31 protein-coding genes are annotated in these 25289 nt (G+C 70.2%); 12 read left to right on the plus strand and 19 right to left on the minus strand.

Annotated features, from left to right (window positions below; translation table 11 throughout):
- Positions 1-110: 110 nt before the first annotated feature.
- Genes DC434_RS14320 through DC434_RS14330 form a run of 3 tightly spaced genes read left to right on the plus strand, consistent with a single transcriptional unit; the run spans position 111 to position 2961 of the window.
- The gene (locus DC434_RS14320; RefSeq protein WP_116635988.1) at positions 111-749 is read left to right on the plus strand and encodes a TetR/AcrR family transcriptional regulator; all 639 of its coding nucleotides are present in this window, start codon (positions 111-113) and stop codon (positions 747-749) included.
- A gap of 10 nt (positions 750-759) precedes the next feature.
- A complete protein-coding gene (locus tag DC434_RS14325) occupies positions 760-1974 on the plus strand; it encodes an amidohydrolase (RefSeq protein WP_116635989.1) in 1215 nt (404 codons plus the stop codon).
- 6 nt (positions 1975-1980) lie between these two features.
- A complete protein-coding gene (locus DC434_RS14330; RefSeq protein WP_116635990.1) occupies positions 1981-2961 on the plus strand; it encodes a carbohydrate kinase family protein in 981 nt (326 codons plus the stop codon).
- A gap of 12 nt (positions 2962-2973) precedes the next feature.
- On the opposite strand, the gene DC434_RS14335 is transcribed toward DC434_RS14330, so the two are convergent.
- Both DC434_RS14335 and DC434_RS14340 read right to left on the minus strand, forming a co-directional pair.
- Positions 2974-3237, minus strand: coding sequence for a hypothetical protein (locus DC434_RS14335; RefSeq protein WP_133192818.1), 264 nt, complete (start codon positions 3235-3237; stop codon positions 2974-2976).
- A 50-nt stretch (positions 3238-3287) separates the two neighbouring features.
- Positions 3288-3866, minus strand: a complete 579-nt coding sequence (locus DC434_RS14340; protein ID WP_116635992.1) for a TetR/AcrR family transcriptional regulator — start codon at positions 3864-3866, stop codon at positions 3288-3290.
- Between the two features lie 62 nt (positions 3867-3928).
- Between DC434_RS14340 and DC434_RS14345 the strand changes: the two genes are divergently transcribed.
- Positions 3929-4759 (plus strand): SDR family oxidoreductase, encoded by an 831-nt coding sequence (locus tag DC434_RS14345; protein ID WP_116635993.1) that lies wholly within the window; start codon positions 3929-3931, stop codon positions 4757-4759.
- A gap of 22 nt (positions 4760-4781) precedes the next feature.
- Here DC434_RS14345 and moaA read toward each other — a convergent pair whose 3' ends face one another.
- On the minus strand, positions 4782-5864 hold the full coding sequence (moaA, locus tag DC434_RS14350; protein ID WP_116635994.1) for a GTP 3',8-cyclase MoaA: 1083 nt from the start codon (positions 5862-5864) through the stop codon (positions 4782-4784).
- Between the two features lie 103 nt (positions 5865-5967).
- Positions 5968-6432: a MarR family transcriptional regulator gene (locus DC434_RS14355; protein ID WP_116635995.1), complete on the minus strand. Its 465-nt coding sequence runs from the start codon at positions 6430-6432 to the stop codon at positions 5968-5970.
- A gap of 59 nt (positions 6433-6491) precedes the next feature.
- Here DC434_RS14355 and DC434_RS14360 point away from each other — a divergent pair, with 59 nt between their 5' ends.
- Positions 6492-6860 carry a VOC family protein gene (locus DC434_RS14360; protein WP_116635996.1) on the plus strand — a complete coding sequence of 123 codons (369 nt, stop codon included), beginning with the start codon at positions 6492-6494 and terminating at the stop codon, positions 6858-6860.
- A gap of 21 nt (positions 6861-6881) precedes the next feature.
- Here DC434_RS14360 and DC434_RS14365 read toward each other — a convergent pair whose 3' ends face one another.
- From DC434_RS14365 to DC434_RS14380, 4 genes are read right to left on the minus strand one after another with little or no spacing between them, the layout of a single operon-like run.
- Positions 6882-7937, minus strand: coding sequence for an ABC transporter ATP-binding protein (locus tag DC434_RS14365; RefSeq protein WP_116635997.1), 1056 nt, complete (start codon positions 7935-7937; stop codon positions 6882-6884).
- Positions 7934-8722, minus strand: a complete 789-nt coding sequence (gene modB, locus DC434_RS14370; RefSeq protein ID WP_116635998.1) for a molybdate ABC transporter permease subunit — start codon at positions 8720-8722, stop codon at positions 7934-7936. Before modB ends, DC434_RS14365 begins: the two co-directional genes overlap by 4 nt.
- The gene (modA, locus tag DC434_RS14375; RefSeq protein ID WP_116635999.1) at positions 8719-9507 is read right to left on the minus strand and encodes a molybdate ABC transporter substrate-binding protein; all 789 of its coding nucleotides are present in this window, start codon (positions 9505-9507) and stop codon (positions 8719-8721) included. The genes modB and modA overlap by 4 nt, the downstream gene beginning before the upstream one ends.
- A gap of 1 nt (position 9508) precedes the next feature.
- Positions 9509-9901 (minus strand): TOBE domain-containing protein, encoded by a 393-nt coding sequence (locus DC434_RS14380; RefSeq protein WP_116636000.1) that lies wholly within the window; start codon positions 9899-9901, stop codon positions 9509-9511.
- A 432-nt stretch (positions 9902-10333) separates the two neighbouring features.
- Between DC434_RS14380 and DC434_RS14390 the strand changes: the two genes are divergently transcribed.
- Positions 10334-10705 carry an antitoxin HicB gene (locus DC434_RS14390; RefSeq protein ID WP_116636001.1) on the plus strand — a complete coding sequence of 124 codons (372 nt, stop codon included), beginning with the start codon at positions 10334-10336 and terminating at the stop codon, positions 10703-10705.
- 63 nt (positions 10706-10768) lie between these two features.
- Here DC434_RS14390 and DC434_RS14395 read toward each other — a convergent pair whose 3' ends face one another.
- A complete protein-coding gene (locus DC434_RS14395) occupies positions 10769-11404 on the minus strand; it encodes a dihydrofolate reductase family protein (protein WP_165808080.1) in 636 nt (211 codons plus the stop codon).
- A 71-nt stretch (positions 11405-11475) separates the two neighbouring features.
- Between DC434_RS14395 and DC434_RS14400 the strand changes: the two genes are divergently transcribed.
- Genes DC434_RS14400 through DC434_RS14415 form a run of 4 tightly spaced genes read left to right on the plus strand, consistent with a single transcriptional unit; the run spans position 11476 to position 14223 of the window.
- Entirely contained in the window at positions 11476-12261 is a 786-nt protein-coding gene (locus DC434_RS14400) for a HesA/MoeB/ThiF family protein (protein ID WP_116636002.1), read from the plus strand.
- On the plus strand, positions 12258-13502 hold the full coding sequence (glp, locus tag DC434_RS14405; RefSeq protein ID WP_116636003.1) for a gephyrin-like molybdotransferase Glp: 1245 nt from the start codon (positions 12258-12260) through the stop codon (positions 13500-13502). The genes DC434_RS14400 and glp overlap by 4 nt, the downstream gene beginning before the upstream one ends.
- A complete protein-coding gene (moaC, locus tag DC434_RS14410; protein WP_116636004.1) occupies positions 13499-13993 on the plus strand; it encodes a cyclic pyranopterin monophosphate synthase MoaC in 495 nt (164 codons plus the stop codon). Before glp ends, moaC begins: the two co-directional genes overlap by 4 nt.
- Entirely contained in the window at positions 13990-14223 is a 234-nt protein-coding gene (locus DC434_RS14415) for a MoaD/ThiS family protein (RefSeq protein ID WP_116636005.1), read from the plus strand. Before moaC ends, DC434_RS14415 begins: the two co-directional genes overlap by 4 nt.
- 15 nt (positions 14224-14238) lie before the next feature.
- On the opposite strand, the gene DC434_RS14420 is transcribed toward DC434_RS14415, so the two are convergent.
- From DC434_RS14420 to DC434_RS14445, 6 genes are all read right to left on the minus strand, one after another.
- Positions 14239-14667: a molybdenum cofactor biosynthesis protein MoaE gene (locus DC434_RS14420; RefSeq protein ID WP_116636006.1), complete on the minus strand. Its 429-nt coding sequence runs from the start codon at positions 14665-14667 to the stop codon at positions 14239-14241.
- Entirely contained in the window at positions 14664-15152 is a 489-nt protein-coding gene (locus DC434_RS14425; protein WP_116636007.1) for a MogA/MoaB family molybdenum cofactor biosynthesis protein, read from the minus strand. The genes DC434_RS14420 and DC434_RS14425 overlap by 4 nt, the downstream gene beginning before the upstream one ends.
- A 34-nt stretch (positions 15153-15186) precedes the next feature.
- The gene (locus tag DC434_RS14430; protein WP_116636008.1) at positions 15187-16776 is read right to left on the minus strand and encodes a molybdopterin-dependent oxidoreductase; all 1590 of its coding nucleotides are present in this window, start codon (positions 16774-16776) and stop codon (positions 15187-15189) included.
- Positions 16777-17000: 224 nt separating this feature from the next.
- A complete protein-coding gene (gene fdhD, locus DC434_RS14435) occupies positions 17001-17909 on the minus strand; it encodes a formate dehydrogenase accessory sulfurtransferase FdhD (protein ID WP_116636009.1) in 909 nt (302 codons plus the stop codon).
- Position 17910: 1 nt separating this feature from the next.
- Positions 17911-20337 (minus strand): FdhF/YdeP family oxidoreductase, encoded by a 2427-nt coding sequence (locus tag DC434_RS14440; RefSeq protein WP_116636010.1) that lies wholly within the window; start codon positions 20335-20337, stop codon positions 17911-17913.
- Positions 20338-20393: 56 nt separating this feature from the next.
- Positions 20394-21092, minus strand: a complete 699-nt coding sequence (locus DC434_RS14445; RefSeq protein ID WP_116636286.1) for a GTP pyrophosphokinase family protein — start codon at positions 21090-21092, stop codon at positions 20394-20396.
- Positions 21093-21246: 154 nt separating this feature from the next.
- Between DC434_RS14445 and DC434_RS20160 the strand changes: the two genes are divergently transcribed.
- The gene (locus tag DC434_RS20160; protein WP_165808081.1) at positions 21247-21417 is read left to right on the plus strand and encodes a hypothetical protein; all 171 of its coding nucleotides are present in this window, start codon (positions 21247-21249) and stop codon (positions 21415-21417) included.
- A complete protein-coding gene (locus DC434_RS14450; protein ID WP_116636011.1) occupies positions 21414-21638 on the plus strand; it encodes a hypothetical protein in 225 nt (74 codons plus the stop codon). The genes DC434_RS20160 and DC434_RS14450 overlap by 4 nt, the downstream gene beginning before the upstream one ends.
- On the opposite strand, the gene DC434_RS14455 is transcribed toward DC434_RS14450, so the two are convergent.
- From DC434_RS14455 to DC434_RS14470, 4 genes are read right to left on the minus strand one after another with little or no spacing between them, the layout of a single operon-like run.
- Complete coding sequence (locus DC434_RS14455) at positions 21628-22818, minus strand: ABC transporter permease (RefSeq protein WP_116636012.1); 1191 nt, start codon at positions 22816-22818, stop codon at positions 21628-21630. The two genes, DC434_RS14450 and DC434_RS14455, sit on opposite strands and share 11 nt — an antisense overlap.
- Positions 22815-23540 (minus strand): ABC transporter ATP-binding protein, encoded by a 726-nt coding sequence (locus DC434_RS14460; protein ID WP_116636013.1) that lies wholly within the window; start codon positions 23538-23540, stop codon positions 22815-22817. The genes DC434_RS14455 and DC434_RS14460 overlap by 4 nt, the downstream gene beginning before the upstream one ends.
- Positions 23537-24718, minus strand: coding sequence for a peptidoglycan-binding protein (locus DC434_RS14465; RefSeq protein WP_116636014.1), 1182 nt, complete (start codon positions 24716-24718; stop codon positions 23537-23539). Before DC434_RS14465 ends, DC434_RS14460 begins: the two co-directional genes overlap by 4 nt.
- Complete coding sequence (locus DC434_RS14470; protein WP_116636015.1) at positions 24715-25245, minus strand: hypothetical protein; 531 nt, start codon at positions 25243-25245, stop codon at positions 24715-24717. Before DC434_RS14470 ends, DC434_RS14465 begins: the two co-directional genes overlap by 4 nt.
- Between the last annotated feature and the right edge of the window lie 44 nt (positions 25246-25289).

Consider the following 25289-nt stretch of genomic DNA (forward strand, 5'->3'; position numbering starts at 1 on the left):
CGGTCGTTGTGCTGCGTGGGGGACATTCACTTACTGGCGAGAAAGTAAGTGATTGCGAGGTTACCCACTGGTAAGTTCATTGGCAAGTACGAGTCGGAGAGGAGCACCGCGTGGCAGACGAGAAGTCGCGAGTGCGTCCGTCGACCCTCGCGAAGCGTGAGCAGATCCTCACCGCAGCGGTCGAGATCTTCGGCAACAAGGGGTCGACGAACGGCACGCTGGCCGACGTGGCCGAGCAGGTCGGCCTCACCCACGCCGGCGTGCTCCACCACTTCGGCTCCAAGCAGAAGCTGCTGCTCGAGGTGCTCTCCTACCGTGACCAGGCGGATGTGGCGGCACTCGAGAAGAAGCACATCCCCGGCGGGCCCGAGCTCTTCCTGCACCTCGTGCGCACGGCCTTCGCCAACGAGAAGCGCCCGGGCATCGTGCAGGCGTACACCGTGCTCTCCTCCGAGTCCGTCACCGACGACCATCCCGGGCGGGAGTACTTCGAGGAGCGGTACACGACGCTGCGCCGCGAGGTGACGGCGGCGTTCCACGAGCTCTGCGCCCAGGAGGGCGTGGACGACCCGCAGAGCATCGCCGCGGCATCCGCCGGCATCCTGGCCGTCATGGACGGGCTGCAGCTGCAGTGGCTCCTGCACCCCGGCGTCATCGACCTCGGAGAGGCGAGCGAGTTCGCGATCCGCGCGATCGTGAACGGCGTCCTGCATCCGGGACCTGAGCTGGGGACCTACGCCCGCGAGTAGGCTCGGGGCCATGACGATCGACCTCGAAGCGCTCTACATCGACCTGCACCAGCACCCCGAGCTCTCGTTCCAGGAGACGCGCACCGCCGGCATCGCCGCCGCCCACCTGCGCGATCTGGGCCTCGAGGTCGAGGAGGGCGTCGGAGTCACCGGAGTCATCGGAATCCTTCAGAACGGTGACGGCCCGGTCGTGTGGGTGCGGGCGGACATGGATGCGCTGCCCGTCGAGGAGCAGACCGGGCGGGCGTATGCGAGCACGGCGAAGGGCGTCGATCCCTCGGGCAACACCGTCCCGGTCATGCACGCCTGCGGGCACGACATGCATGTCACCGCGATGATCGGCGCGGTCGAGAAGCTGGTCGCCGAGCGGGCCGACTGGTCGGGCACGCTCGTGGTGCTGATCCAGCCGGCCGAGGAGTACGGCGCCGGCGCGCGGGCGATGCTCGACGACGGCCTCCTCGACCGCTACCCGAAGCCCGACATCGTGCTCGGACAGCACGTCACCCCGCTGCCCGCCGGGATCATCGGCGTGCGCAGCGGTACGCAGATGGCGGCATCCGACGGTCTCACGGTGGTCCTGCACGGCCGGGGCGGCCACGGCTCCCGCCCTCACTCCACGATCGATCCGGTCGTCATGGCCGCCGCGACCGTCATGCGACTGCAGACCATCGCCTCCCGCGAGATCGACCCGCAGGGCGTGGGCGTCGTGACGGTCGGCTCGATCCACGCCGGCCTGAAGAACAACATCATCCCGGCCGAGGCGACGCTCGAGCTGAGCCTGCGCTACCCGAACGAGCAGGCCCGCGAGAAGGTGCTCGCGAGCGTCGAGCGCATCGTGCGCGCCGAGGCCCTCGCCTCCGGCGCGGAGCGCGAGCCCGAGATCCGCACGCTGCACACCCTGCCGGCCACCATCAACGACGACGATGCCACGGCGCGCGTGACCGCGGCCCTGCAGCGCGCACTGGGCGAGGAATCCGTCATCGATCCCGGCATGTTCACCGGCAGCGAGGACGTCTCGTGGTTCGCGCGGGACGCCGGTGTGCCGCTGGTCTTCTGGTTCTGGGGCGGCGTCGACCCCGCGCGCTTCGCCGAGGCCGTCGAGGCCGGCCGACTGGACAAGGACATCCCGACCAACCACTCGCCGTTCTTCGCCCCGGAGATCCACCCGACCATCGAGGTCGGCGTGACCGCGCTGTCGTCGGCGGCCCGCGAATTCCTCGGCTAGCCGCCCGTGACCGGGCACGAACCGAGAGGCCCTCTGCTCGTCGTCGGCGAGCTCTGCGTCGACCTGATCATCGAGGTGGATGACGAGATCCGCTTCGGGCAGCACGAGCAGATCGTTCCCCGCACGACGTTGACGATGGGCAGCTCGTCGGCGATCACGGCGTGCGGAGCCGCCGCCCTCGGCGTCGACACCCGACTGATCAGCGTGCGCGGTGACGACACGTTCGGGCGCTTCCTCGACACCGAGCTGCGCGAGCGCCGGGTCGACACCGCCGGCGTTCGCGTCGACGCCGCGCTCCCCACCGGCGCATCCACGCATCTCACGCGGCCGAACGGCGATCGCGCCATCCTCACATCGATGGGCTCGATCGGCACTGTCCGGGCCGCCGACGTCACGGCCGACGACCTCGCCTCCGCCGCGCACCTGCATGTGGGCAGCTACTTCCTCCAGCACGACCTGCACGCCGAGGCACCCGCGCTCTTCCGCGCCGCTCGGGCGGCCGGGGTGACCACGTCACTCGACGGCAACTTCGACCCGGACGAGCGGTGGGGTTCCGGCATCCTCGACCTGATGCCGCACGTCGATGTCTTCTTCGGGAACGAGGAGGAATTGACCGGCATCACCCGAGCGGACGACATCGACGCGGCGATCGCCGAGCTCCTCGCGGTCATGCCGGAAAGCGCGGTCGTCGTCGCGAAGCTCGGTGCCGACGGCGCGGTCGCCGCCTGGCGCTCGGCCGAGGACATCGAGCGGATCCGCGCGAGCGTTCCGCCGCTCGACTCCGACCTCGTGGACACCGTCGGTGCAGGCGACACGCTCGCGGCCGGCTTCCTCACCGCCCGCCTGCTCGACATGCCGGCCGACGACGCGATCGCGTTCGCCGTCGCCTGCGGAACGGCGTCCACGCGGGGCCCCGGCGGGGTCGGCGCGCAGCCGGATCGCGCGACGGCCTTCGCGCTTGCGGCGCAGACCGCCGTCGTCCGCTGAGACAGGTGGTCGTCAGAGGTGGCGGACGGTGATCGCCTCGCGTCCGTAGGTCTGCCGCGCGGTGCGCATGCAGCGTGAGCAGAGGATCTCGACGCGCCGGGGATGACCCTCGCCGCAGACGCAGTCGATCGTGACCCGCCACTTGGCCTTGCGTCCGCAGGCCTGGTAGGCCTCCTCGCCGCCGTGGTCGCATTCGCAGAGCTGACGCCCTCGGTCCATGCCGGGGAGTTCGCCGACGTCGACGACGCTCTCGGTCCCGACGCTCGCTGAAGTCACCAGGTGATGCTTCCAGGAGTCGCCCGTCGACCGCAAGAGCACTCGACGCCTCAGCGGGTCAGATACTCCAGGTGGAGTGCGAGCGAGGCCTCGAGCGTGTCGGTCTCTCCCGTGGATCGCAGGACCTGCACCCCTCCCTGGATGCCGGCGATGACGGATGCCGCGACCCGCGCGGCATCCGCGTCGGCCCGCGCCTCTCCGGCCCCCTGCATCGCGCGGATGCCGCGGGCGAGGCGCTCCCGCCAGTCGAGGAGCAGCGTGGAGATGACCTCGGCGGCACCGGGAGTCGACGCCTGGTCCATCAGCGCGGCAAGTGGGCAGTTGGCTCCCAGCGCGCGATAGCGGGAGACGACCGCCGTGCTCCACTGCTCCCAGCCGCTCCGGCTGGTGAGGTCGTCGAGCTGCGGCTGCTGATCGTCGATCACCCGATTGGCCTCGCGCCGGATGGCGGCGAGCAGCAGCTCCTCCTTGCCCGCGGGGAAATAGTGGAACAACTGCCCCTTGCTGGTCCCGGTCACCGCCCGGATGTCATCGAGGGTGATCTCGCCGGGGGCGTCGCTGCGCAGGTAGGCACCGGTCGCCTCCAGGATGCGCTCTCGAGTGGCACGGCCTTTCGCGGTGAGGGTCATGCTCCCATCCTGCCCGCTTTCTGGACTCGCGAGTCCAGAATCTTCGGCGTACCGTCACCGGCATGACAGACAGACTGCAGAACAAGACCGCTCTCGTCACGGGCTCGACGAACAACATCGGACGCGCCATCGCGTCCGCGTTGGCCGCAGAGGGCGCCCACATCATCGTCTCGGGGCGCGACGCCGATCGCGGTGCCGACGTCGTCCGGGAGATCCGCGACGCCGGCGGGCGAGCGGACTTCGTGCGCGCCGATCTCACCGGGGATCCGGCGGCCAGCGCCTCCCTCGCCACCGAGACGCTCGCGCTCACCGGCGGTCGTCTCGACATCCTCGTCAACAACGCCGGCGTCTACCCGCGGCACTCCACGGAGGATGCCGGCGACGACCTGTTCGACCTGATCTACGGTGTGAATGTGAAGGCGCCGTTCCATCTGGTGCAGGCTCTCGTCGCGCCACTCACGAAGAGCCACGGCGTCATCCTCAACCTCGGCTCCTGGGTCGCGCGGCTCGCGGTGCCGTCGAGCCCGCTCTATTCGTCGTCGAAGGCGGCGATGGAGGCGCTGACGCGGGCCTGGTCCTCGGAGCTCGGGCCCCGCGGCATCCGAGTGGTGGGCGTCTCCCCCGGCGTGATCCGGCCGCTCGGCTCCGATCCGGACGCTCCGCACAGCGCCGACACGATGATGGCCGATGCTCCCGCGGGCCGCGCGGGCGAGGCGTCCGACATCGCCGCGGCAGCCGTCTACCTCGTCTCGGACGAATCGGTGTTCGTGCACGGCACGACGCTCGACGTCGACGGCGGACGTGCGAACGTCGCGATGTCGGCGGAGCGAGACGCCGACGTCGACGGCGGACGTGCGAACGTCGCGATGTCGGCGGAGCGAGACGCGGCCTGACACCGACGGCCCCTCGGCCGGATCAGCCGCCGATGGCGTTCATGCCGCGCGCCGGCTGCAGGAACGAGGGGTCGTCGATCGCGTGGCCGGGCAGCTTGCCGTGCACGCACGAGCGCAGCATCCCGGCGATCGCGTCGGCCCGCTGACCGGGGACGGCCCCTTCGCCGCGCATCACGGCGGTGAGGTCGTACTCGGCGTTCGAGAACAGGCAGTTTCGCAGCTGGCCGTCGGCCGTCAGCCGCAGCCGGTCGCAGGCGCCGCAGAACGGCGCAGTCACAGAGGCGATCACGCCGACCTCGTGCGGACCGCCGTCGATGCGCCACTTCTCGGCCGGTGCTCCACCGCGTCCGGGGACGGGGTCGAGCTGCCACCGCTCACCGAGCCTCTCGAGGATCTCCTCACGCGTCACCATCGTGGAGCGATCCCAGGTGTGCCCGGCGTCCAGCGGCATCTGCTCGATGAAGCGCAGCTGCGCGCCGACCTCCATCGCGAACGCCACGAGATCGGTGAGCTCGTCGTCGTTCACGCCGCGCATCGCGACGGCGTTGAGCTTGAGAGGACGGAGTTCGGATGCCGCAGCGGCGGCGATGCCCTCGAACACGTCTTCGAGCCGGTCGCGACGGGTGAGGTCGGCGAAGCGCTGTCGGTCGACGGTGTCGATGCTGATGTTCAGACGCGTGAGGCCCGCGTCGATCAGGTCGGGGAGCTTCTTCGCGAGGCTGATGCCGTTCGTGGTCATCGCGACCTCGACCGGGCCGTCCTCTCCCTCGATGCGGGCGATCCGGCGCACGACGTCGACGATGTCGGCGCGCAGGAGCGGCTCGCCTCCGGTGAGCCGGAACGTGCGGATGCCGAGAGCGGCAGCCACCTCGGCCACTTCGACGATCTCGTCGGTGGAGAGGATGCTGGTGCGCGCGAGCCACTCGTTGCCCTGCTCGGGCATGCAGTAGGTGCAGCGCAGGGAGCAGCGGTCGGTCAGCGAGATGCGCAGATCGCGATGCACACGGCCGTGCGTGTCGACGAGCGCGCCGCTCGTCGGGACGGTTCCGGGCGCCGTGATGACCTCGGGCGCGCGGACGCCGATGACGACGGGCACGGCCGTCATCGCTTCACCTCGCTCGTAGTCATCTTCCGAGACTAACCCGCGTCACGCCCTCGAGGGTAGGCGAGACCGCGACGACCGGCACATTGCCAGCGTCGCCGAGGGGTCAGGACGACGCCGTTTCGCCGGAGTCGCGCAGCGAGTGGATCATGCTGCGGAGGATCCTGCGCGCCTCCGCCTGTTCCCGCACGGACATCCCGCCCAGCATCCGGACCTCCACCGCTCGGACCGCAGAGCTCGCAGCCGCGAGCCGCTCCCGACCGACGGGCGTGAGCCGCGCGGGAAGCACCTTGCCCACGGGCGCCTCGGCGGGGCGCGTCACCGACCCGTCACGCTCCAGCGCCTGCAGCAGGACGTTCATCGACTGCCGGGTCACGAACGTGCCCCGTGCGAGTTCGGAATTCGAGAGCCCAGGGCGCTGCGCCAGCAGCTCGAGGCAGGCGTAATGGGTGACGGTCATGCCGAGCGGCCGCAGAACCGCCTCCATCTCGAAGCGCAGGGCGCTCGCGGCTTCCTTCAGCAGGTAGCCCAGGGAGGTCTCGAGGTCGACGCCCGCACGGTCTTGACTCATGTCAGTATTCTGACATACACTGACATGTCAGATAACTGACACAACGAAAGGACACGCTCATGCCCGTCACCGGCCCCGATTTCCTCTCTCTCCAGGCTCGCGATCTCGCCGCTTCTCAGGCGTTCTACGAGAAGTACCTCGGTCTCGTGCGTTCCCCCGCGGGGCCGCCGCACGCGGTCGTGTTCGAGACGACCCCGATCGCCTTCGCACTGCGCGACGTGGTCCCCGGCACGGATCTGTCGTCCGGCGAGCACCCCGGCATCGGCGCGGCGATCTGGCTGCACGCCACCGACGTCCAGACGATCCACGACGCCCTCGTCGCCGACGGGCACACCATCGCCTCGGCGCCGATCGACGGGCCGTTCGGCCGCACGTTCACGTTCGCCGACCCGGACGGCTACCGGATCACGCTGCACGACCGCGCGTAGCGCCCGCGGCTCGGATCGCTGTCAGCCGCCCGCCACGAACCGCACATCGGCGGGGTCGATGCGCAGCCGCAGCGGATCCCCCGGGGCGAGTCCCACGGCATCGGCGAGCGGCACGTCGACCTGGCAGTACGGCGTGTGCACCCGGATGCCGGCCAGCGTCGACTCGAGCCGGGTGACCTGCGTGCGCCACGCGGCGGCATCCGTCACCGCGTGATCGACGAGGCGCACATCCTGCGGGCGGAACACCGCTACCAGCGCTGCTCCGTCCGACGCGGCCAGCGCGCGCGACGCGGCATCCGCGCTCTCGAGGCGGAGCCCGTCGCTCGACCACCCGCCGTCCTGTGCGATGCCGACGACGCGATTGACGCCGGCGATGGAGGCGACGAAACCGGATGCCGGTGCCGCCAGCACCTCGCGCACGGGCCCGCTCTGCGTCACGCGACCGGACTCGATCACGACGAGGCGCTCGGCGAGCGCGACGGCATCCGCCGCATCGTGCGTCACCGCGATCGTCGTGGTCCCCGCGAGCTGGTCACGGAGCATCCGCCGGATCTCCCCTGCCGTCTCGGGGTCGAGCGCGACGAGCGGCTCGTCCAGGAGCACCGCACGCGGAGACGCGGCGAGCGCACGGGCGACGGCGACGCGCTGCCCCTCGCCGCCGGAGAGCTCTCGAGGCATGCGGTCCCCTGCTCCCGGAAGACCGACACGGACGAGCCAGTCGTCCGCGGAGTCGCGCGCCGCGCGGGCGTCGACACCACCCGCACGCGGTCCGAAGGCCACGTTCTCGCGCACCGACAGGTGCGGGAACAGTCGCGCGTCCTGCCCGAGCAGCACGATGCCGCGACTCATGGGCTCCGTGCGCACACGCGGAGTCGCGACGCGATCGACGACCCTGCCTCCGACCGCGATCTCGCCGGCGGTCAGCGGCTCGAGCCCGGCGAGCGCCTGGAGGAGCGTCGACTTGCCCGCCCCGCTCGGCCCCATCACCGCGACCGTCTCGCCGGGGGCGACCTCCAGGGCGACATCGACGGCGAAGTGCTCACGAGCGACGACCACGTGCGCACGCAGCCCGCTCATCGCGCCGCCCCCGGTCGCCAGCCGCGCACCAGCAGCAGCACCGCGATGGCGGTGGCGAGGAGCAGCAGCGCGAGCGCGACCGCCGCCCCCTGCGACACCCCGGCGCCGTTGAACGCGGTGTAGATCGCGAGCGGCATGGTCTGGGTGACGCCCGGGCGGTTGCCGGCGAACAGCGCGGTCGCCCCGAACTCGCCGATGGCGCGGGCGAAGCACAGCACGATGCCCGCCACGATGCCGGGCGCCGCGAGCGGCAGGGTGATGCGGCGGAGGATCGTCCACCGCCCCGCACCGAGCGCCGCGGCCGTGCGCTCGTAGTCGACGCCGGAGGTGCGCACCGCGCCCTCGACGGCGAGCACCAGGAACGGCAGGGCGACGAAGGTCTGCGCGAGCACGACAGCGGGGGTGCTGAACGACAGCCCGAGGCCGCCGAGCCATCCGGCGCGTCCGAACAGGTACAGCAGTGCGACGCCGCCGACCATCGGGGGAAGGACGAGCGGAACTGTCACCGCGGCGCGGAGCACGGCCGCCAGGCGAGGGCCCGAGCGGGCGATGTACAGGGCGAGCGGCACGCCGACGACGACACACAGCAGCGTGGCGACGAGTCCGGTGACGAGCGACAGCGTGAGCGCCGAGAGCGCGGCCTCCGAGGTGACGTCCGCGATGAACGTCGACCACTGCACGCGGGCGACGAGCGCGGCGAGCGGAACGATCAGGAGAGCCAGTCCGACGAAGGCGGGGACAGCGAGCGCGCGGGGCGCGTAGCCCTGCGCGCCGGCCGGACTCATGGCTTGCCGAATCCGAAGTCCGCCAGGATCTTCTGACCCGCGTCCGAGAGCACGAACGCGACGAACGCCTCGGCGGCATCCGGGTTCGCTGCATCGGCGAGCGCGGCGATCGGATAGTGGTTCACGACGTCCTCGGCGCCCTCGGGCACGATCACCTCGACGTCGTCGCGACCGACCACATCCGTCGCGTACACGAGACCGGCGTCGGCTTCGGATGCCGCGACCTTCGTGAGCACGGCGGTCACGTTCTGCTCGAGGCTCGCCGCCTGGACCGTGACACCGGCGGCGGTGAGGAGCTTCGCGGATGCCGCGCCGCACGGGACCTCGGGGGCGCAGAGCACTGTGGTGACCTCGGCGAGGTCGGCGAGCGATTTCACGTCTCCGGGGTTGCCTGCGGGAACCGCGATCACGAGGGTGTTGGAGGCGAAGAGCGCCGGGTCGATCGCGGCATCCTTCGCCTTGTCCATGTTCGCCTCGTCGGCGGAGGCGAAGACGTCGGCCGGGGCACCCTCGAGGATCTGTGTGACGAGAGTCGACGAGCCGTCGTAGACCGGGCTGACCGTCACGTCGGGGTTCTCGGCCGTGAACTCCTCGGCGATCGCGTCGAAGGCACCCGACAGCGATGCGGCGGCGTACACGTTCAGCTCACCGCTCAGGGTGCTCTCCGCGGTCGTCTCGGAGGGTGAGGCCGACGGAGCGGATCCGGCCGCGCCCGCACACCCGGTGAGGGCGAGGACGGCGGCAGCGAGGAGCGCGGTGGCGGAGCGGCGGAGTGCGCGGTTCATGTCAGTCCTTCGGGAGTTCGACGACGACCTGCGTCGCCTTGACGGATGCGGTGGCGAGAGAGCCGACCTCGAGATGCAGTTCGCGCGCGGCCTCCGCTGACATCAGCGACACGACCCGGTGCGGGCCCGCCTGGAGATCGACCTGGGCCATCAGCCCGTCGATCTGCACACGCGTGACGATGCCGACGAAGCGGTTGCGGGCGCTGGACAGCAGGTGGTCCGCGGCCTTCGCCTCCTCGGCGAGCGCGACCGCGCGGGCGGCGAGCGCGTCGCCCGGGATCTCCGCCGGGACGGCATCCGTCACGGGCAGGAGTCCGTGATCGATCCAGCGCCGGACGGTGTCGTCGCTCACTCCGAGGAGCTGCGCGGCGCGTGCGATGCGGTAGGTCTGCATGGGGCGAATCTACCGCAGATGCGGAACAAGAAGATCTCTGTTTCCGCATCTGCGAGGTTTGTGCGCGATTTGGTCCACCCGGATTCGCTGACGGATGCCACGGATCGACACGCCACAACAGACGTCGGCTCCGATGAACGTCACTGCACAATCGACGTTCATCGCGACTTCTCCCCAGGGTGGGAGGTCATGTCCAGGGGACTGAACGTTGACTGTCTAGAGCCCATAAATTATGGTCGTGGTCAAGCCGATGAGATACACAGCACTCACCGCGCTGCTCCGGGACGCAGGCTTCGGTGCCCGGCAGGGAAAGGGTGATCATGAAGTGTGGTCGAAAGGACGACATCACGTGTCCATCACCCGAACGCGGGACATCTCACCCGGTCTCGTACGCAAGGCCCTGAAGACGATAGAGGCGTCGAAGGAGGACTGATGACGGACATCACAGCAACCGCTCGCAAGTGGGAGCATGGCTGGGAACTGTGGCTCGACGGCGAGGCCGCCACACAGGTCGCCACTCTCGACAAGGCAGAACAACAGGTCCGCGATTATCTCGATACCGAGGATCCCGACCTCGACCACAGCGCATGGAACGTCACGGTCGTGCCTGACATCGGCATCCTCGGTGAGGAAGTCGCCGCTGCTCGGATCGCCAAGAATGAGGCGATCGCCGCCTCTGCGGCCGCCGCCTCTCAGGCGCGACAAGTCGTCCGGCATCTTCGGGAAGCCGGTTTCTCCGTCACCGACTCTGCAGCGATCCTCGGAGTCTCCCGGGGGCGCATCTCGCAGCTCGTCAGCGACTGACGCGCCGGATCGCCTGCACGCCTCGGTGTATCCAACTCGCCTCCGGCGGCAACGGCAACACGCTCAAGGGCGACGGTACTCCGCGACGATCGCCCCCTTCTGCGTCACGACGGAACGGGTGAGGGTCAGCGTCGCAGGAACCGTGTCATCGGCGAACAGGCGCTTTCCCCCGCCCACGGTCACCGGGAGGATCGTGAGGATGTATCCGTCGATCAGATCGGCCCGCTGAAGGCTGTGCAGGAGTGTCGCGCTGCCGAGCATGACCAGCTCGCCGTCGCCTGCCTCCTTCAGGTGCGCGATCGTATCGACGGCCTCTCCGGCGACGAGCTCGCTGTTCGGATGGGGCAGCTCAGCCGCAGGGTTCCTGCTGGCGACGAACTTCGGCGTCTCACGCAGCACATCGGTGAACGGATTGGGTTCGGATGTAGTGAGCCAGTGGCCGACGAGATCGTCATACGTCCGTCGGCCGAAGACCATGCCCTCGGTCGCACCGCTCCCGGCCATCGCCGCGGCTCCGGCCTCGGGGTCGCCCGCCATGTGGTTCGCGGCCCACCCGCCGCGGGTGAACCCGTCGGAGGTGTCTTCATCGGCGCGACCAGGAGACTGCATGACTCCGTCGAGCGAGCTGAACTCCACGGCGATGAGCGTGCGCATGTCGGCATCCGTCTCCCGGGCGCAGGCGGCCCGTTCGGCGCTCACGATACTCGCCGCATGCCCGTGTGCGACATACTCCCTCGTGCCGTGCCTGCGACGAGGCATACGCTGAAGCCATGCAACCTCTCGTCGCCCCCGCATCCGCTCTGGAGCCGACCGAGCTCGTCCGCACCGCCCGGCACGCGGTGCTCGCGGGCATCGGCGAAGAGGGCCAGCGTCGCCTGAACGCCGCTCGTGTCACCGTCGTGGGTGCGGGCGGACTCGGCTCACCCGCGCTTCTCGCTCTTGCCGCCGCCGGCATCGGGGCCATCACCGTGATCGACGACGACGTCGTGGAGCTGACGAACCTGCAGCGTCAGCTGGCGCACCGGGTCGAGGACATCGGCACGCGCAAGACCGCGTCCGCGGAGCGGGCGATCAGCGCTCTCGCCCCGCAGACCGTCATCACGCAGTTCCCGGAGCGACTCGACGCCGCGAACGCCGCACGACTGCTCGCCGGCGCCGACGTCGTCGTCGACACGAGCGACTCGTTCGCCACCCGCCGCGACGTCGCCGCCGCGACGCAGGAGCTCGGCGTCCCCCTGGTGTGGGGCGCCGTGCAGGAGTGGCATGCGCAGGCCACGGTCTTCTGGTCGACCCCGCCGGAGGGCGAGCCGGTGGTGCTCGCCGACCTCTTCCCGCTCGGCACCGAGGGCGAGCCGCCGAGCTGTGCCCAGGTCGGCGTGCTCGGCGCTCTCTGCGTGCAGGTCGGCGGGATGCTGGCCGGCGAGGTGATCAAGCTCGTCACGGGAGCCGGGAAGCCCCTGCTGGGCAGGCTCGCGATGATCGATGCGCTGACATCCCGCCAGCACGAGATCGCGATCCGCCCCGCGTCCACGCAGACCGCGGCGGTGTCCGCATGAGCGGCGCGACCGGGCGGCGCTCCGTCGAGGAGCAGCTCGCCGTCGTCCTCGACGCCGTGCACGTTCTCGAGGCCGAGACCCGTGCGGTGCAGGATGCCGCGGGGCGCACGCTCGCCGATCCTGCTGTCGCCGCCCACGACATCCCGCTGTTCGACAACTCCGCGATGGACGGCTTCGCGGTACGCGGTGCCGACGTCGAGGCGGCATCCTCGGCGAACCCGGTCACCCTCCGCGTCGTCGCGGACCTGCCGGCCGGGGTGTCTCTCGACCCGCCGCTGGGCCCCGGCGAGGCCGCACGCATCATGACCGGCTCGCCTTCTCCGGCCGACGCCGACACGATCGTGCCGTTCGAGGACACCGCGGGCGGCCTCGCGGACTCCCTGGGAGAGGTGCAGGTTCTGCGGGCACCCGCGAAGCCGGGCGCGTTCGTGCGTCGGCGCGGGGCGGACCTGCGGGCGGGCGACGACGTCGTGCTCGCGGGCGAGCGCCTGGGCGCGTTCCAGATCGCCGCCGCGGTCGCCGCCGGGATCGCCGAGGTGACCGTGACCCGCGCGCCGCGCGTGGCCGTGGTGTCGACCGGCAGCGAGCTGCTCGCACCCGGAGAGCCCGCGGCACGGGGACGCATCCCCGATTCCAACGGGCCGCTGCTCGCACAGCTGGTGGCGGATGCCGATGCCGAGGTCGTGCTCGTCGCACGCGTGCCCGACGAGGCCGATGCCGTCCGCGCGGTCACGGCAGAGGCCACCGCTCTCGGCGCCGATGTGATCGTGTTCTCGGGCGGTGTGAGCGCCGGAGCGTACGAGCCCGTGCGCGGCGCGTTCGACGGGAAGGGCGAGGTCGAGTTCGTCGGCGTCGCGATGCAGCCGGGCAAGCCGCAGGCGTTCGGGGTGCTGGATGCGGGGGCACTCGTCTTCGGCCTCCCCGGCAACCCGGTCAGCGTCGCCGTGTCGTTCGAGGTGTTCGTGCGCCCCGCTCTGCTCGCGATGCAGGGGCGCACCGGCATCCATCGCCCGCACGCGACGTTCACCGCCGACGCCGCCTGGACCACTCCCCCCGGTCGCCGCCAGTACCTCCCTGCCGTGGTCGATCTGATCGCCCGCACCGTGCGCCCCGCGACGTCCGGCGGCTCGGGGTCGCACCTGGCGGGCGGCCTGGCCCGCGCGCAGGCGTTCGCGATCGTCCCCGCCGAGGTGGAGGCCGTTTCCGTGGGCGACGCGATCGATGTCATGCTGGTCGGATGAGCTTCCCTCACCTTGACGCGGCCGGCCGCGCGCACATGGTCGATGTGACCGCGAAGCAGCCGACCGTCCGCACGGCGTCCGCACGCGGCTTCGTCCGCTGCAGCCCCGAAGTGATCGCGGCCCTCCGTGACGGCACCGCCCCGAAGGGCGACGTGCTCGCCGTCGCGCGCATCGCCGGCATCCAGGCCGCCAAGTCCACGCCCGCGCTGCTCCCGCTGGCGCACGTCATCGGCGTGCACCGCGCGAGCATCGAGCTCGACATCATCGACGACGGCGTGCTCATCGAGGCGACCGTCGGCACGGCCGACCGCACCGGCGTCGAGATGGAGGCCCTCACGGCCGTGTCGGTGACGGCCCTCGCCATCGTCGACATGATCAAGGGCATCGATCGCGCGGTCGTGATCGAGAACGTGCGCATCGTCGCGAAGTCGGGCGGGCGCTCCGGTGACTGGGTCCGCCCCGGCGAAGAGGCACCGGGAGACGCACGATGACCCGCGTACGCTACTTCGCCGCCGCCGCAGAGGCCGCCGGAACGGATGCCGAGGAACGGGACGAGCCCACGCTGCTCGCGTTCCGCGCCGCGGTCGTGGCGCAGCATCCGGCCCTCACCGACATCCTGCCGCGCTGCGCGGTTCTCGTCGACGGCGTCCGCGCGGATGACGACCGTCCGCTCGACGATGCCGAGCTGATCGACGTCCTGCCGCCCTTCGCCGGGGGCTGAACCCGGCCCGGCGGCTCAGCCGCCGATGCCCTTCCACGACGTGGTGCCGTCGGACTCGAGCTGGCGCTTCCACACCGGCAGATCGCGCTTGATGTCCTCGATCACCGCACGGCACACCTCGAAGGCCTCGGCGCGGTGCTCGGAGGCGACCGCGATCACGACGGCCGCGTCGCCGACCGCGAGACGTCCGACGCGATGACTGACGGCCACCACCGCGGAGGCATCACCGCCGGCCTGCTCGGCGATGCGGCGCAGCGTCGCCTCGGCATCCGGATGGGAGCTGTACTCGAGCCCGACCACCGGCGTCTGCGCGTCGGGGTCGTTGTCGCGCACCCGCCCGACGAAGGTGGTCACGCCGCCGAGGCGCGGGTCCTCCACGGCCCGGAGATGCGCGTCGAGGTCGAGGAGCTCCTCGCTCATCGCGGCCAGTCGTACATCGTTCATGAGTGGTCTCCGCCCTCTACCTGATCCACGATATGCCCGGCGACGCCGAGAATCACGGGCACACCGGATGCCACGGCACGCGTGGACCCGGGAAGATTCACGACCAGCGCCCCGGAGGGATCGATGATGCCGGCGAGTCCGCGCGACAGCACCGACAGCGGGGTGTCGGCGAGTCCGCTGCGGCGCAGCTCCTCCGCGATGCCCGGGAGTTCGCGGGTGATCACGCGGCGAGTGCCCTCGGGCGTCTGGTCGCGCGGTGCGACGCCGGTCCCGCCGGTCGTGACGATCAGCCGGATGCCACGCGCGACGGCCCTGCGCAGAGCATCCGCCACCGAGTCGGCGCCGTCCGGGATGATCTCGGCATCCGGGCAGTGCCAGCCGGCATCCCGCAGGAGGCCGACCGCGATCGGTCCCCCGCGGTCCTCCCGCTCTCCTCGCGACGACCGATCGGAGACGGTGATCACGAGGGCAGGCAGCGACGTCATGGGTCCACCCTACGGGCCGGCGCCGCGCGCGGGATCACGTGACCCGGATCAGCGAACGCTGCCACCCGGTCGAGCCGTCGGGAGCGATCGGTGCACGTTCCTCGATCTGCAGATCGCCGTTCTTGTTGACCGCGCGGACGGCGACGTAGTGCGTGCCGGGCGTCGCGTCCCACTCCATGAACCACTGCACCCAGGTGTCGTCGTTGATGGGGGTCGACATCGTGGCCGGCATCCAATCGCCCTCGTCGATCTTCACCTCGACCCGTTCGATGCCGACCGACTGCGCCCAGGCCACGCCCGCGATCGGGATCTTCCCCGCCGGCACGGCCTCGCCGATGCTGGGGGTGTCGAGCCGCGACGAGAACTTGATCGGCGCCTCGGCGCTGTAGCCGCGCGGGGTCCAGTAGGCCTCGTCGTCGGCGAAGGTCGTGACCTTGAGCTCGGTGAGCCACTTCGTCGCCGACACGTAGCCGTAAAGTCCCGGGACGACCATGCGCACCGGGAATCCGTGCTCGAGCGGCAGCGGCTCGCCGTTCATCCCGACCGCGAGGATCGCATCGAGGTTGTCGTCGGTCAGCGCGGACAGCGGCGTGCTCGCGGTGTACCCGTCGACGCTCTTGGAGAGCACCATGTCGGCGCCGGACCTGACGCCGGCCTTCTTCAGCACATCGCGCAGCGGGACACCGAGCCACATCGCGTTGCCGACGAGCTCGCCGCCGACCTCGTTCGAGACGCAGGTGAGCGTGATCGCGTACTCGTCGAGGCCCATGTCGAGGATGTCCTGGAACGACATCTCCACGCGCTGGTCGACCATGCCGTCGATCACGAGACGCCAGGTCTCGGGGTCGATCGTGGGAACCGTGAGCGCGGTGTCGACGCGGTAGAAGTCCTTGTTCGGCGTGAACAGCTCGCTCAGACCCTTGATGTCGAGCTCCGCACCCTGCGGCACGGTCACGGTCGACTTCGGTGCGGGGAGCTTGAGGGCGTTGCGGATCGACTCGACCGAGCCGACGGCCATGGTCACGGCACGCGAGGCGACGCCCACGACGACGGCGGAGACACCGGCGATGGCGGCGAGGGCGAAGAAGCGACGACGGTCGATTCCCTTCGGGGCGGCCGGGTTCTCGGGCACCTCGCCTGTCGCGGGAGCATGTGGCTGCACGGCGGCTGCACGCCAGGCGCGCAGCCGCCGCACGAGCAGGACGAGGATCAGGGATCCGACGACCGTGCCGATCACGGGCGGGAGGAAGGCGAGCGGAGTGACGCCGGCGCGCGTCACGATGGCGGCCGTGGAGAGCACGCCGGCGATGACCAGCGCGATGACGCCCAGCGGTGCCTTCACGAGCTGCAGGATGCCGGCGATCGCCGAGGCGATGACCACCGCGAGGCCCAGTCCCGCGAGGAGCGCGATCTTGTCGTACTCGCCGAACGTGGCGATCGCGAACTCCTTGAACGGCTGCGGGACGATGTCGATCACGAAACCGCCGACCGCGAGGATAGGGCTGGCCGCGCGCGCGAAGATGAGCGCGAACAGTTCGGCGGTCGCGAGGAACACCGCGCCGCTGATCACGCCCGCGAGGGCGGCCCACGCGATGAATCGTTTCCCGCTGCGTCGCTCGGCCATGATCGTCTCCTGTTCCACCGGTGAAGGTGCTCGCAGGTAGTTCGGAGGCAGAGCGGAAACGGATCGGAGCGACGTTCCGGCGCGTGCTCCGTGTTCTCGCGTTCACAATTCAGGAGAAACGCGCGGGCATTGCCCGAAACGGGTCCTTCTGGGGCAGTTTCCGGAAGAATCTGCTGAATTGTGAACGTCTCGAGTCGGTGCCGCGTCGCGAACCGCGGGCCGGATCAGGCGATGACGCGCTCCGGCCGCGCGTAGACGTTCATCGAGCTCCCCCGCACGAACCCCGCGAGAGTGAGCCCCGACGCGGCCGCGAGCTCGACGGCGAGCGATGACGGCGCGGACACGGCGGAGAGGATCGGGATGCCGGCCATCACGGCCTTCTGAACCAGCTCGAAACTCGCCCGCCCCGACACCTGCAGCACGGCTCCGCTCAGCGGCAGGCGGTCGTCGAGGGCGGCCCAGCCGATCACCTTGTCGACGGCGTTGTGCCTGCCGACGTCCTCCCGCAGCACCAGCAGCTCGCCGGTCACGGCGTCGAAGAGCGCCGCGGCGTGGAGGCCGCCGGTCTTCTCGAACACCGCCTGGCCGGCGCGCAGCCTGTCGGGGAGTGCGAGCAGCAGCGCGGCATCCACGGTCACGGCATCCGCTGCCACATCGAAACGCGAGGTCTTCTCGATCGCCTCGATCGACGCGGCACCGCAGACTCCGCAGGAGCTCGTCGTGTAGAAATTGCGGGCGATGTCGGTCAGCAGCGGCTCGAGACCTGGGCGCAGGGTGACGTCGAGCACGTTGTACGTGTTGCCCGAGGCGAGGACGGATGCCGGCGGCTCGGAGCCGATCGTCAACAACGGGGCGACGGTGCCGGGCGCCCCGCCGCCTGTGCCCGGACCACCGCAGTGGATCGCGGAGAGGAAGTCGCCACCGGCCCCGATCACGCCCTCCGACACGAGGAACCCGGCCGCGAGCTCGACATCGTGGCCGGGGGTGCGCATCGTCACGGTCAGCGGGGCTCCCGCGACGCGGATCTCGAGCGGCTCCTCCACCGCGAGGGTGTCGGCGCGGCGGCGGACCGTGACCTCGTCATCGACGACCGCGATGCGGGTGACCGGTGAGCGGGCGGTGAGGCGGCCCACGTCAGCCGCCCGACACGGTGGCGCGGTGCTCGAGACGCACGATCACGGCCTTCGAGGTCGGCGTGCCGCTGACGTCGGCGACGGAGTCGAGGGGCACGAGCACGTTCGTCTCCGGATAGTAGGCCGCCGCGTTGCCGCGCGGCGTGGAGTACGGCACGACGCGGAACTCCTCGGCGCGACGTTCCTCGATGGAGCCGTCGGCGCGCGTCCACTCCGAGACCAGGTCGACGATCTCCCCCTCGGCGAATCCGAGCTCGGTGATGTCCTCCGCGTGGACGAGCACCACCCGGCGTCCGCCGTGGATGCCGCGGTAGCGGTCGTCCTTGCCGTAGATCGTCGTGTTGTACTGATCGTGCGAGCGCAGAGTCTGCAGCAGGAGGCGGCCCGGCGGGATCACCGGGAACTCGAGGGGGTTGGCCGTGAACCGGGCCTTGCCGTCCACCGTCGCGAATCGGCGCTCGTCGCGGGGCCCGTTCGGGAGGAAGAAGGTGCGCCCCTTCTCGATGCGCGTCTCGAAGTCGTCGAACCCCGGGATCACGCGCTCGATGTGGGAGCGGATGAGCGCGTAGTCGGCCTCGAGGGCTTCCCAGTCGGCTCGCGGCACGTTCCCCGTCGAAACCGGCGAGCGCCGCTCGCCCTCGATCTCACCGTGCTCGGGGAGGCCTCGCTCAGGGTCGCCGTCGTGAGATACGGGCGCCTGCGCGGGTGACGCTCCCTCGTCGAAGAGGTGCGCGCAGAGCCGGGCGACGATCGCGACCTCGCTGAGGAGATCGTCGGCAGGAGGCGCCAGACGGCCGCGGGACGCGTGGACGGCGCCCATCGAGTCCTCGACCGTGACCCGCTGCTCGGAACCGCCGCGGCGGTCGCGGTCGGTGCGCCCGAGCGTCGGCAGGATGATGGCGCGACGGCCGGTCACGACGTGCGAGCGGTTGAGCTTGGTCGAGACGTGCACCGTGAGGCCGACCCGAGCCATCGCCGCCTCGACGACCGCCGTGTCGGGGGTGGCCGAGACGAAGTTGCCGCCCATGCCCATGAAGACGCGTACCCGGCCGGCACGCATCGCGCGGATCGCCTCGACGGTGTCGAAGCCGTGTTCCCGAGGTGCCGTGAAGGCGAACTCTCGATCGAGCGCTGCGAGAAACGCCTCGGACGGCTTCTCGTAGATGCCCACCGTGCGATCGCCCTGCACGTTCGAGTGCCCGCGCACGGGGCAGACTCCGGCGCCCGGGCGGCCGATGCTGCCCTGCAGCAGGAGCACGTTGACGACGTCACGCAGGGTCGGAACCGAGTGCTTGTGCTGCGTGAGGCCCATCGCCCAGCAGACGATCGTCGCCTTCGAGGTGCGCACCTCCTCGGCGATCTCGCGCAGCACCTCTTCGGTCATGCCGGTCGCCTCGGTCAGCGACGCCCAGTCGGCGCGGGCCATCGCGTCGCGGTACGCGTCGATCCCGCTGGTGTGCGCGTCGATGAAGGCGTGGTCGAGCACGCCGCCGTCGCGTTCCTCGACCTCGAGCAGGTGTTTCCCTATGGCCTGGAACAGCGCCTGGTCACCGCCGGAGCGGATCTGCACGAACCGGTCGGCGATCTTCGTGCCGCCGAAGGCCACGCCTCGCGGGGTCTGCGGGTTCTCGAAGCGCATCAGACCAGCCTCGGGCAGCGGATTCACCGCGATCACCCGGGCGCCGCGCTGCTTGGCCTTCTCGAGTGCCGACAGCATCCGCGGATGATTCGTGCCGGGGTTCTGCCCTGCGACGATGAGCAGGTCGGCGTCGTGCACGTCCTCGATAGAGACTGTGCCCTTGCCGATGCCGATGGTCTCGGTGAGCGCGGATCCGCTGGACTCGTGGCACATGTTCGAGCAGTCCGGCAGGTTGTTGGTGCCGACGCCGCGCACGAGCAGCTGGTAGAGGAACGCGGCCTCGTTCGACGTGCGACCGGAGGTGTAGAAGACGGTCTCGTCAGGGTCGTCGACCGCGGCGATCTCGTCGGAGATGGCCCGCAGCGCGTCGTCCCACGTCAGCGGCCGGTAGTGGGTCGCGCCCTCGTCGAGGATCATCGGATGCGTCAGTCGCCCCTGCTGACCGAGCCACCAGTCGTCATGGCGGCGGAGCTCTTCGAGCGAGTGCTCCTGGAAGAACGCGGGGCCTACGGTGCGGAGAGTCGCCTCCTCGGCGACCGCCTTGGCCCCGTTCTCGCAGAACTCCGCGACGTGGCGCTTGTCCTCCTCCGGCCAGGCGCAGCCGGGGCAGTCGAACCCGTCCTTCTGGTTGACCCGCGCGAGCGTCTGCACCGAGCGCACGATGCCCATCTGATCGTTCGCGATCTGCAGCGCATGCAACACAGCGGGCACTCCCACAGCGACCTTCTTGGGCTCGGAGACCCGAACGCGAGCCTCATCGATGTCGGTCTTCGGTGCCTTCGTCGCCATGCCGCCATGTTAGGTCAGCATCCTCGGATCGGGGCTCGAGCCCGCGGCATCCGCCCTCAGACCCCGACGATGCGCGGGGGCGGCGGCGGGGCCAGCTGCCGACGCGGCACGCCGTGGGCCTCGCGGTGCAGGCGCTCCATGCGGGTGTCGAGCTCGGCGGCGGCCGCCGCGGCATCCGTCAGGCTGTCGACGAGGTGCGACGGGACCTGGTTCGAGAACTTGTAGTAGATCTTGTGCTCGAGGCTGGCCCAGAAGTCCATCGCGATGGTGCGGAACTGCACCTCGACCGGCACCGACAACGCCCCGGTCGACAGGAACACCGGGACCTCGATGATCGCGTGCAGGCTCTTGTAACCGTTCTCCTTCGGCTGCGCGATGTAGTCCTTCACCACGCGGACGGTGACGTCGTCCTGCTGGGTGAGGAGGTCGAAGAGCTGGTAGACGTCGGCTACGAAGCTGCAGGTGACGCGCACACCCGCGATGTCGGTGATCTCGGCGCGGATGCGGTCGAAGTCGGGCTCGTCGATGCCCTTGCGAGCGATCTTCTCGACGATGCTGTCCGGGGTCTTCAGCCGGCTCTTCACGTGCTCGATCGGGTTGTACGCGTGGTCGTGCGTGAACTCGTCGCGCAGGATCGAGATCTTCGTCTCCACCTCGCGCATCCCGAACTCGTACTCGCGCAGGAAACGCTGGAACTCGTCACGCAGCTCGCGTGTCTTGCGGATGGAGTCTTCGGTGACCTGAAGGGTCGTCATGTCCTCGACGTTACGGGTTCGTGATCGGAAACCGCTGTGGATCGACGTCATGTCGCCCTCCGAAGAGACGACAGCGTGAGCGCCTCGCCGGCGCTTACGCTGTGGCAACCCCGCCCGCTGCACAGTGAGAGCTGCAGCACGGAAGGGGCATCCATTGGCACCTGCATCCCCCGGTTCCCGACACCGGATCGCGCGGAGCACACCGCCCGGCGAGTCGACGGCACCCGTCGGCGCGTACGCGGCCTACCTGGCCTGGCGCTCCCTGAACGAGCCCCGGCAGCCGCAGCCCTCCGAGCGTCCTGCCGTGTCGGAGCGCACCTCATGATCGGCGACCTCTCGGCCCTCCTCGCCGGATTCGGGGTGCTCGTGGCCACCGAGTTGGTCCTGTCGACGATTCTGGCGTTCTGCATGATCGCCTTCCTCTGCGCTCTCTTCGCCGTCATCCTGGCGACTCTCGCAGTCCGATGGTTCGTGGGTCTGTTCCGCGTCCGCGGAACGGCGGACGGGTCGCCCCCGTCAGGGAACGACCCGTCTGTCATGCGCTGAGCGCGGCGGTCGGTGAGGTCCGAGCGGCGCGGATGGCGGGTATGGATCCCGCGACCGCTCCGACGAACATCGTGACGACGACGCCGGCGACGAGCACCAGGGGAGGGATGGACACGAGCCACCCGTTGCCCGTCGCGACGATCCAGGTGATCAGCCACCCGATGAGCGAGCCTCCGAGCCCGCCGAGCGAGGCGAGCAGAACGGCTTCCACGAGGAACTGCGATCGGATGTGCCCGCGGGTCGCTCCGATCGCTCGCCGGAGGCCGATCTCGCGGCGGCGCTCGAGGACCGTGATCACCATGGTGTTCGCGACGCCGATACCGCCGACCAGAAGAGCGATGGAGCCGACGCCCACCAGGAGTCCGGTGAAGGCCTGATCGATCGTGTTCTTCGCGGCGAGCGCATCGGACGGGCGACTGACCTTGACCTCGTTGGGCGCCTCCGGATCGACCGTGCGTGGGAGGAGCTCGCGCGCCTCGTCCACCGCGTCGTCCGCAGAGCGCTCATAGATGGTCGTCGGCGAGCCGTCGAATCCGAAGAGCTCCTCGGCGATGCCTGCGCCGATCAGGGCGGCGGTGTCGAGCTCGGGCGCGAGCGGCGCCCGCTCGAGGATCCCGACGACGGTGAAGTACCGTCCGCCCAGCCAGACCTGGCTCCCGACCGTGGTGATGCCGAGCCTCTCGGCCGCCTTGAACCCGAGCACGACCGTCGGGAGCTTGTCCGTCACCTCGTTCATCCACGCGCCCGCCTGCAGGTCGGAGCCGGTCGCCTCGAGCAGATCGTCGCCGGCGGCAGCGACCGTCAGCCCTCCGGTCTCACCCTTGTCGATCGATGCGCTCCGATAGACATGCACGTCTTTGAGTGTCGATATCCAGGTCGCCGTCTCGACACCGGGAAGGTTCCGTACGCGGATGATCGCGTCTGCGGGGAGCTTGGTGTCTCCCCCGAAGACGTCGCTGCCTGCCGTGACCGTCAGGAGGTTGGTCCCCAGCGAGGCCAGGCGCTGCTTCACGAGCGCCTCGCTCGACGTGGAGATCCCGATCACGGCGATCATCGCGGCGATGCCGATCGCGATGCCCAGCGCCGACAGGACCGCCCGCAGCGGGTGCGCGCGAAGGCCGTGGAAGCCGAGTCCGAGCAGGTCGGATGTGCGCAGTCTCGCCTGCAGCCGCACGTTCATGCCGTCACCTCCAGACTGGGTGCCGACGAGACCGCGACGTCGGACGGACGCCCCGTGTCTGCGACGATCTGGCCGTCGCGGATGCGGATCTGCCGCGGCATCCGATCGGCGAGCTCCTGGTCGTGAGTGATGACCACGACCGTGGTGCCCGCCCGGTTGAGCTCCTTCAGGATCTCGACGACGGCGGCGCCCGACGTGCTGTCGAGGCTTCCCGTGGGTTCATCGGCGAGCAGCAGGGCGGGCTCACCCACGACGGCACGGGCGATCGCGACACGCTGTCGCTCCCCGCCCGAGAGCTGTCGCGGCTGATGGCGCAGCCGATGCCCCAGCCCCACGCGCTCGAGCGCGACCGCCGCGCGCTTGCGACGCGCCGCCGTCGGCGTACCGGTGTAGAGCAGCCCGGTCGCGACGTTGTCGAGAGCGGTGACGCCGTCGGAGAGATGGAACTGCTGGAACACGAAGCCGATGGTGTGGGCTCGCAGAGCGGAGAGCTGCGAGTCGCCCAGCTCGGCGACGTCGTACCCTGCGATCCGGGTGAGACCCGAGCTCGCTCGATCGAGCGTGCCCATGAGGTTCAGGAGCGTCGATTTCCCCGAGCCGCTCGGGCCCACGATCGCCACCATCTCGCCCCGGTCGATGCGAAGATCCACCCCGCGGAGGGCGAGGGTCGGGGGCGACCCGTAGGAACGGGTCACCCCCGAGAGCTCGATCACGGCGCTCATCTCGCCACCGCCACGACGTCGCCTTCGGCGAGGTCGCCTCCGACGACCTCCACCATCCCGTCCGCGAACTTGCCGAGCTCGATCATGACGAGCTCGGTCTTCTTGTTCACGACGCGCTCGACCGCCGACCCTCCACCCGGCTGCGCGAGCAGGGCGGTCACGGGGACCAGCAGCACGTCCTCGGCGATGACATGGACCAGCGTCACACTCACGCTGACCGTGTCGAAGGCCGCCGCGACCGTCGGGTCGTCGAGCACGATCGTGATCGGCAGCTTCAGCGTCTTGCCGCCGTTGTCGTTGTCCCGTTCGACGGGCGCGCCCACGGCGGTGACCGTGCCGGGTGCGACGGTGCCATCGGGCAGTCGCACATCGACCTTGGCGCCCACCGGCGCGTTCGCCGCCAGGTTCGGGTCGATGTCGACGGCCGCCTCCTTGGTGCTGTCGGAGACCTTCAGCACCGCTCCGCCCGCCGGGCTGCCGACCTTCGCGACGGCATCCTGAACCCGCACCTCTCCGGGAGCGAAGACGATCCGTCCCATCTCGATGCGGCCCGTCTCCTCGAGACCGAGGGCTTTCTGCCACTCCTTGATCGCTTCGATCGTCGCCCACCGGAACTCATCGTCCGGCTCGCCGTCGAAGAAGCCGAGGGCCTGGAGGTTGGCCTCGAGCTGTCGGACGTCCTCGCCGTCGGCCATGCCCTCGGCGAACTCGCGCCACACGGGCAGCACCCCGAACATCAGGATGACCGGGGTGTCGTCCACACGGAAGAGCTCGTAGCCGCGGCCGACGACGGTACCCGGTGCGGGCACGCCCGTGACGGTGCCGGCGAGCGGAGACCCGAGGTCGCGGACGTTCTTGAACTCGAGCTTGCCCGTCACCCGGACCTGCTCGGTCAGATTCCCGCGGGCCACCTCCGTGGTCTCGGCGGGCGGCTTCTTCTGCTCGTCGTCTGCCTCGGCCGGGGGCCGGGTCAGCAGGATCGTCGCCGCGACCGCCGCCACCACGACGAATGCGGTCGCCGCGATGATCCAGCCGCGGCGACCGCGGCCCGAGGAGGAGCGCTGCTCCTCCTCGTCGCCGTCGCCGCCGTCATCTCCGCCGCCGCCGATCGCGAGAACGGTGTCCAGATCGTCGGCGTCAGGATCTCTCTTCCTCAGGATGCCGAATGAGGGCCTCATCCTTCTGCTCCGGGGAAGCCCGCCTCGGTCATGCACGCGTCCATGTCGGCCGGGTCGTAGTCGCCCATGGGCATGGCAGCGACGGTTCCGGCAGGGCCCGGCTCGGGGTCGGGAAAGTCGTATCCCGCGTCGCGCATGCACTGGGCGAAGGTGAGCATCATCTCGTTCATCTCGTCGTCGGAGGGCATGTCGTCGCGGGTGGGCGGATCTCCGAGCTTCTCGTCGCAGACCTCGCGGGCGTCCTCCATCGCGGCGATGTCGGCGTCGCTCGGCGGCTCCGGAACCTCTTGTTCGACCTCGTCCCCGTCGCTGCTGGCCTTGACCATGAACTGCGACATGTCGACGCCCTCGTCCTTCATGCACTTCTCCCAGGCGAGCTGCCAGTCCTCGAACTCCTGTTCCTGACTGGCGCTGTCCAGGTCCGGAGACTCGTCTGCGGCGTCGGGCGTGGGGGCGCAGGCGGCGAGGCCGCCCACGAGCATCAGGCCTGCCAGGAAGATCAGGCCGCGGTTGCGTGTGATTCGCATGGGGTGTCCTTTCGGTGTTCCCTCGCGCTGAGGGGTGAGGACAG

Source organism: Microbacterium sp. TPD7012, from assembly GCF_003075395.1.
GTDB lineage: Bacteria > Actinomycetota > Actinomycetes > Actinomycetales > Microbacteriaceae > Microbacterium.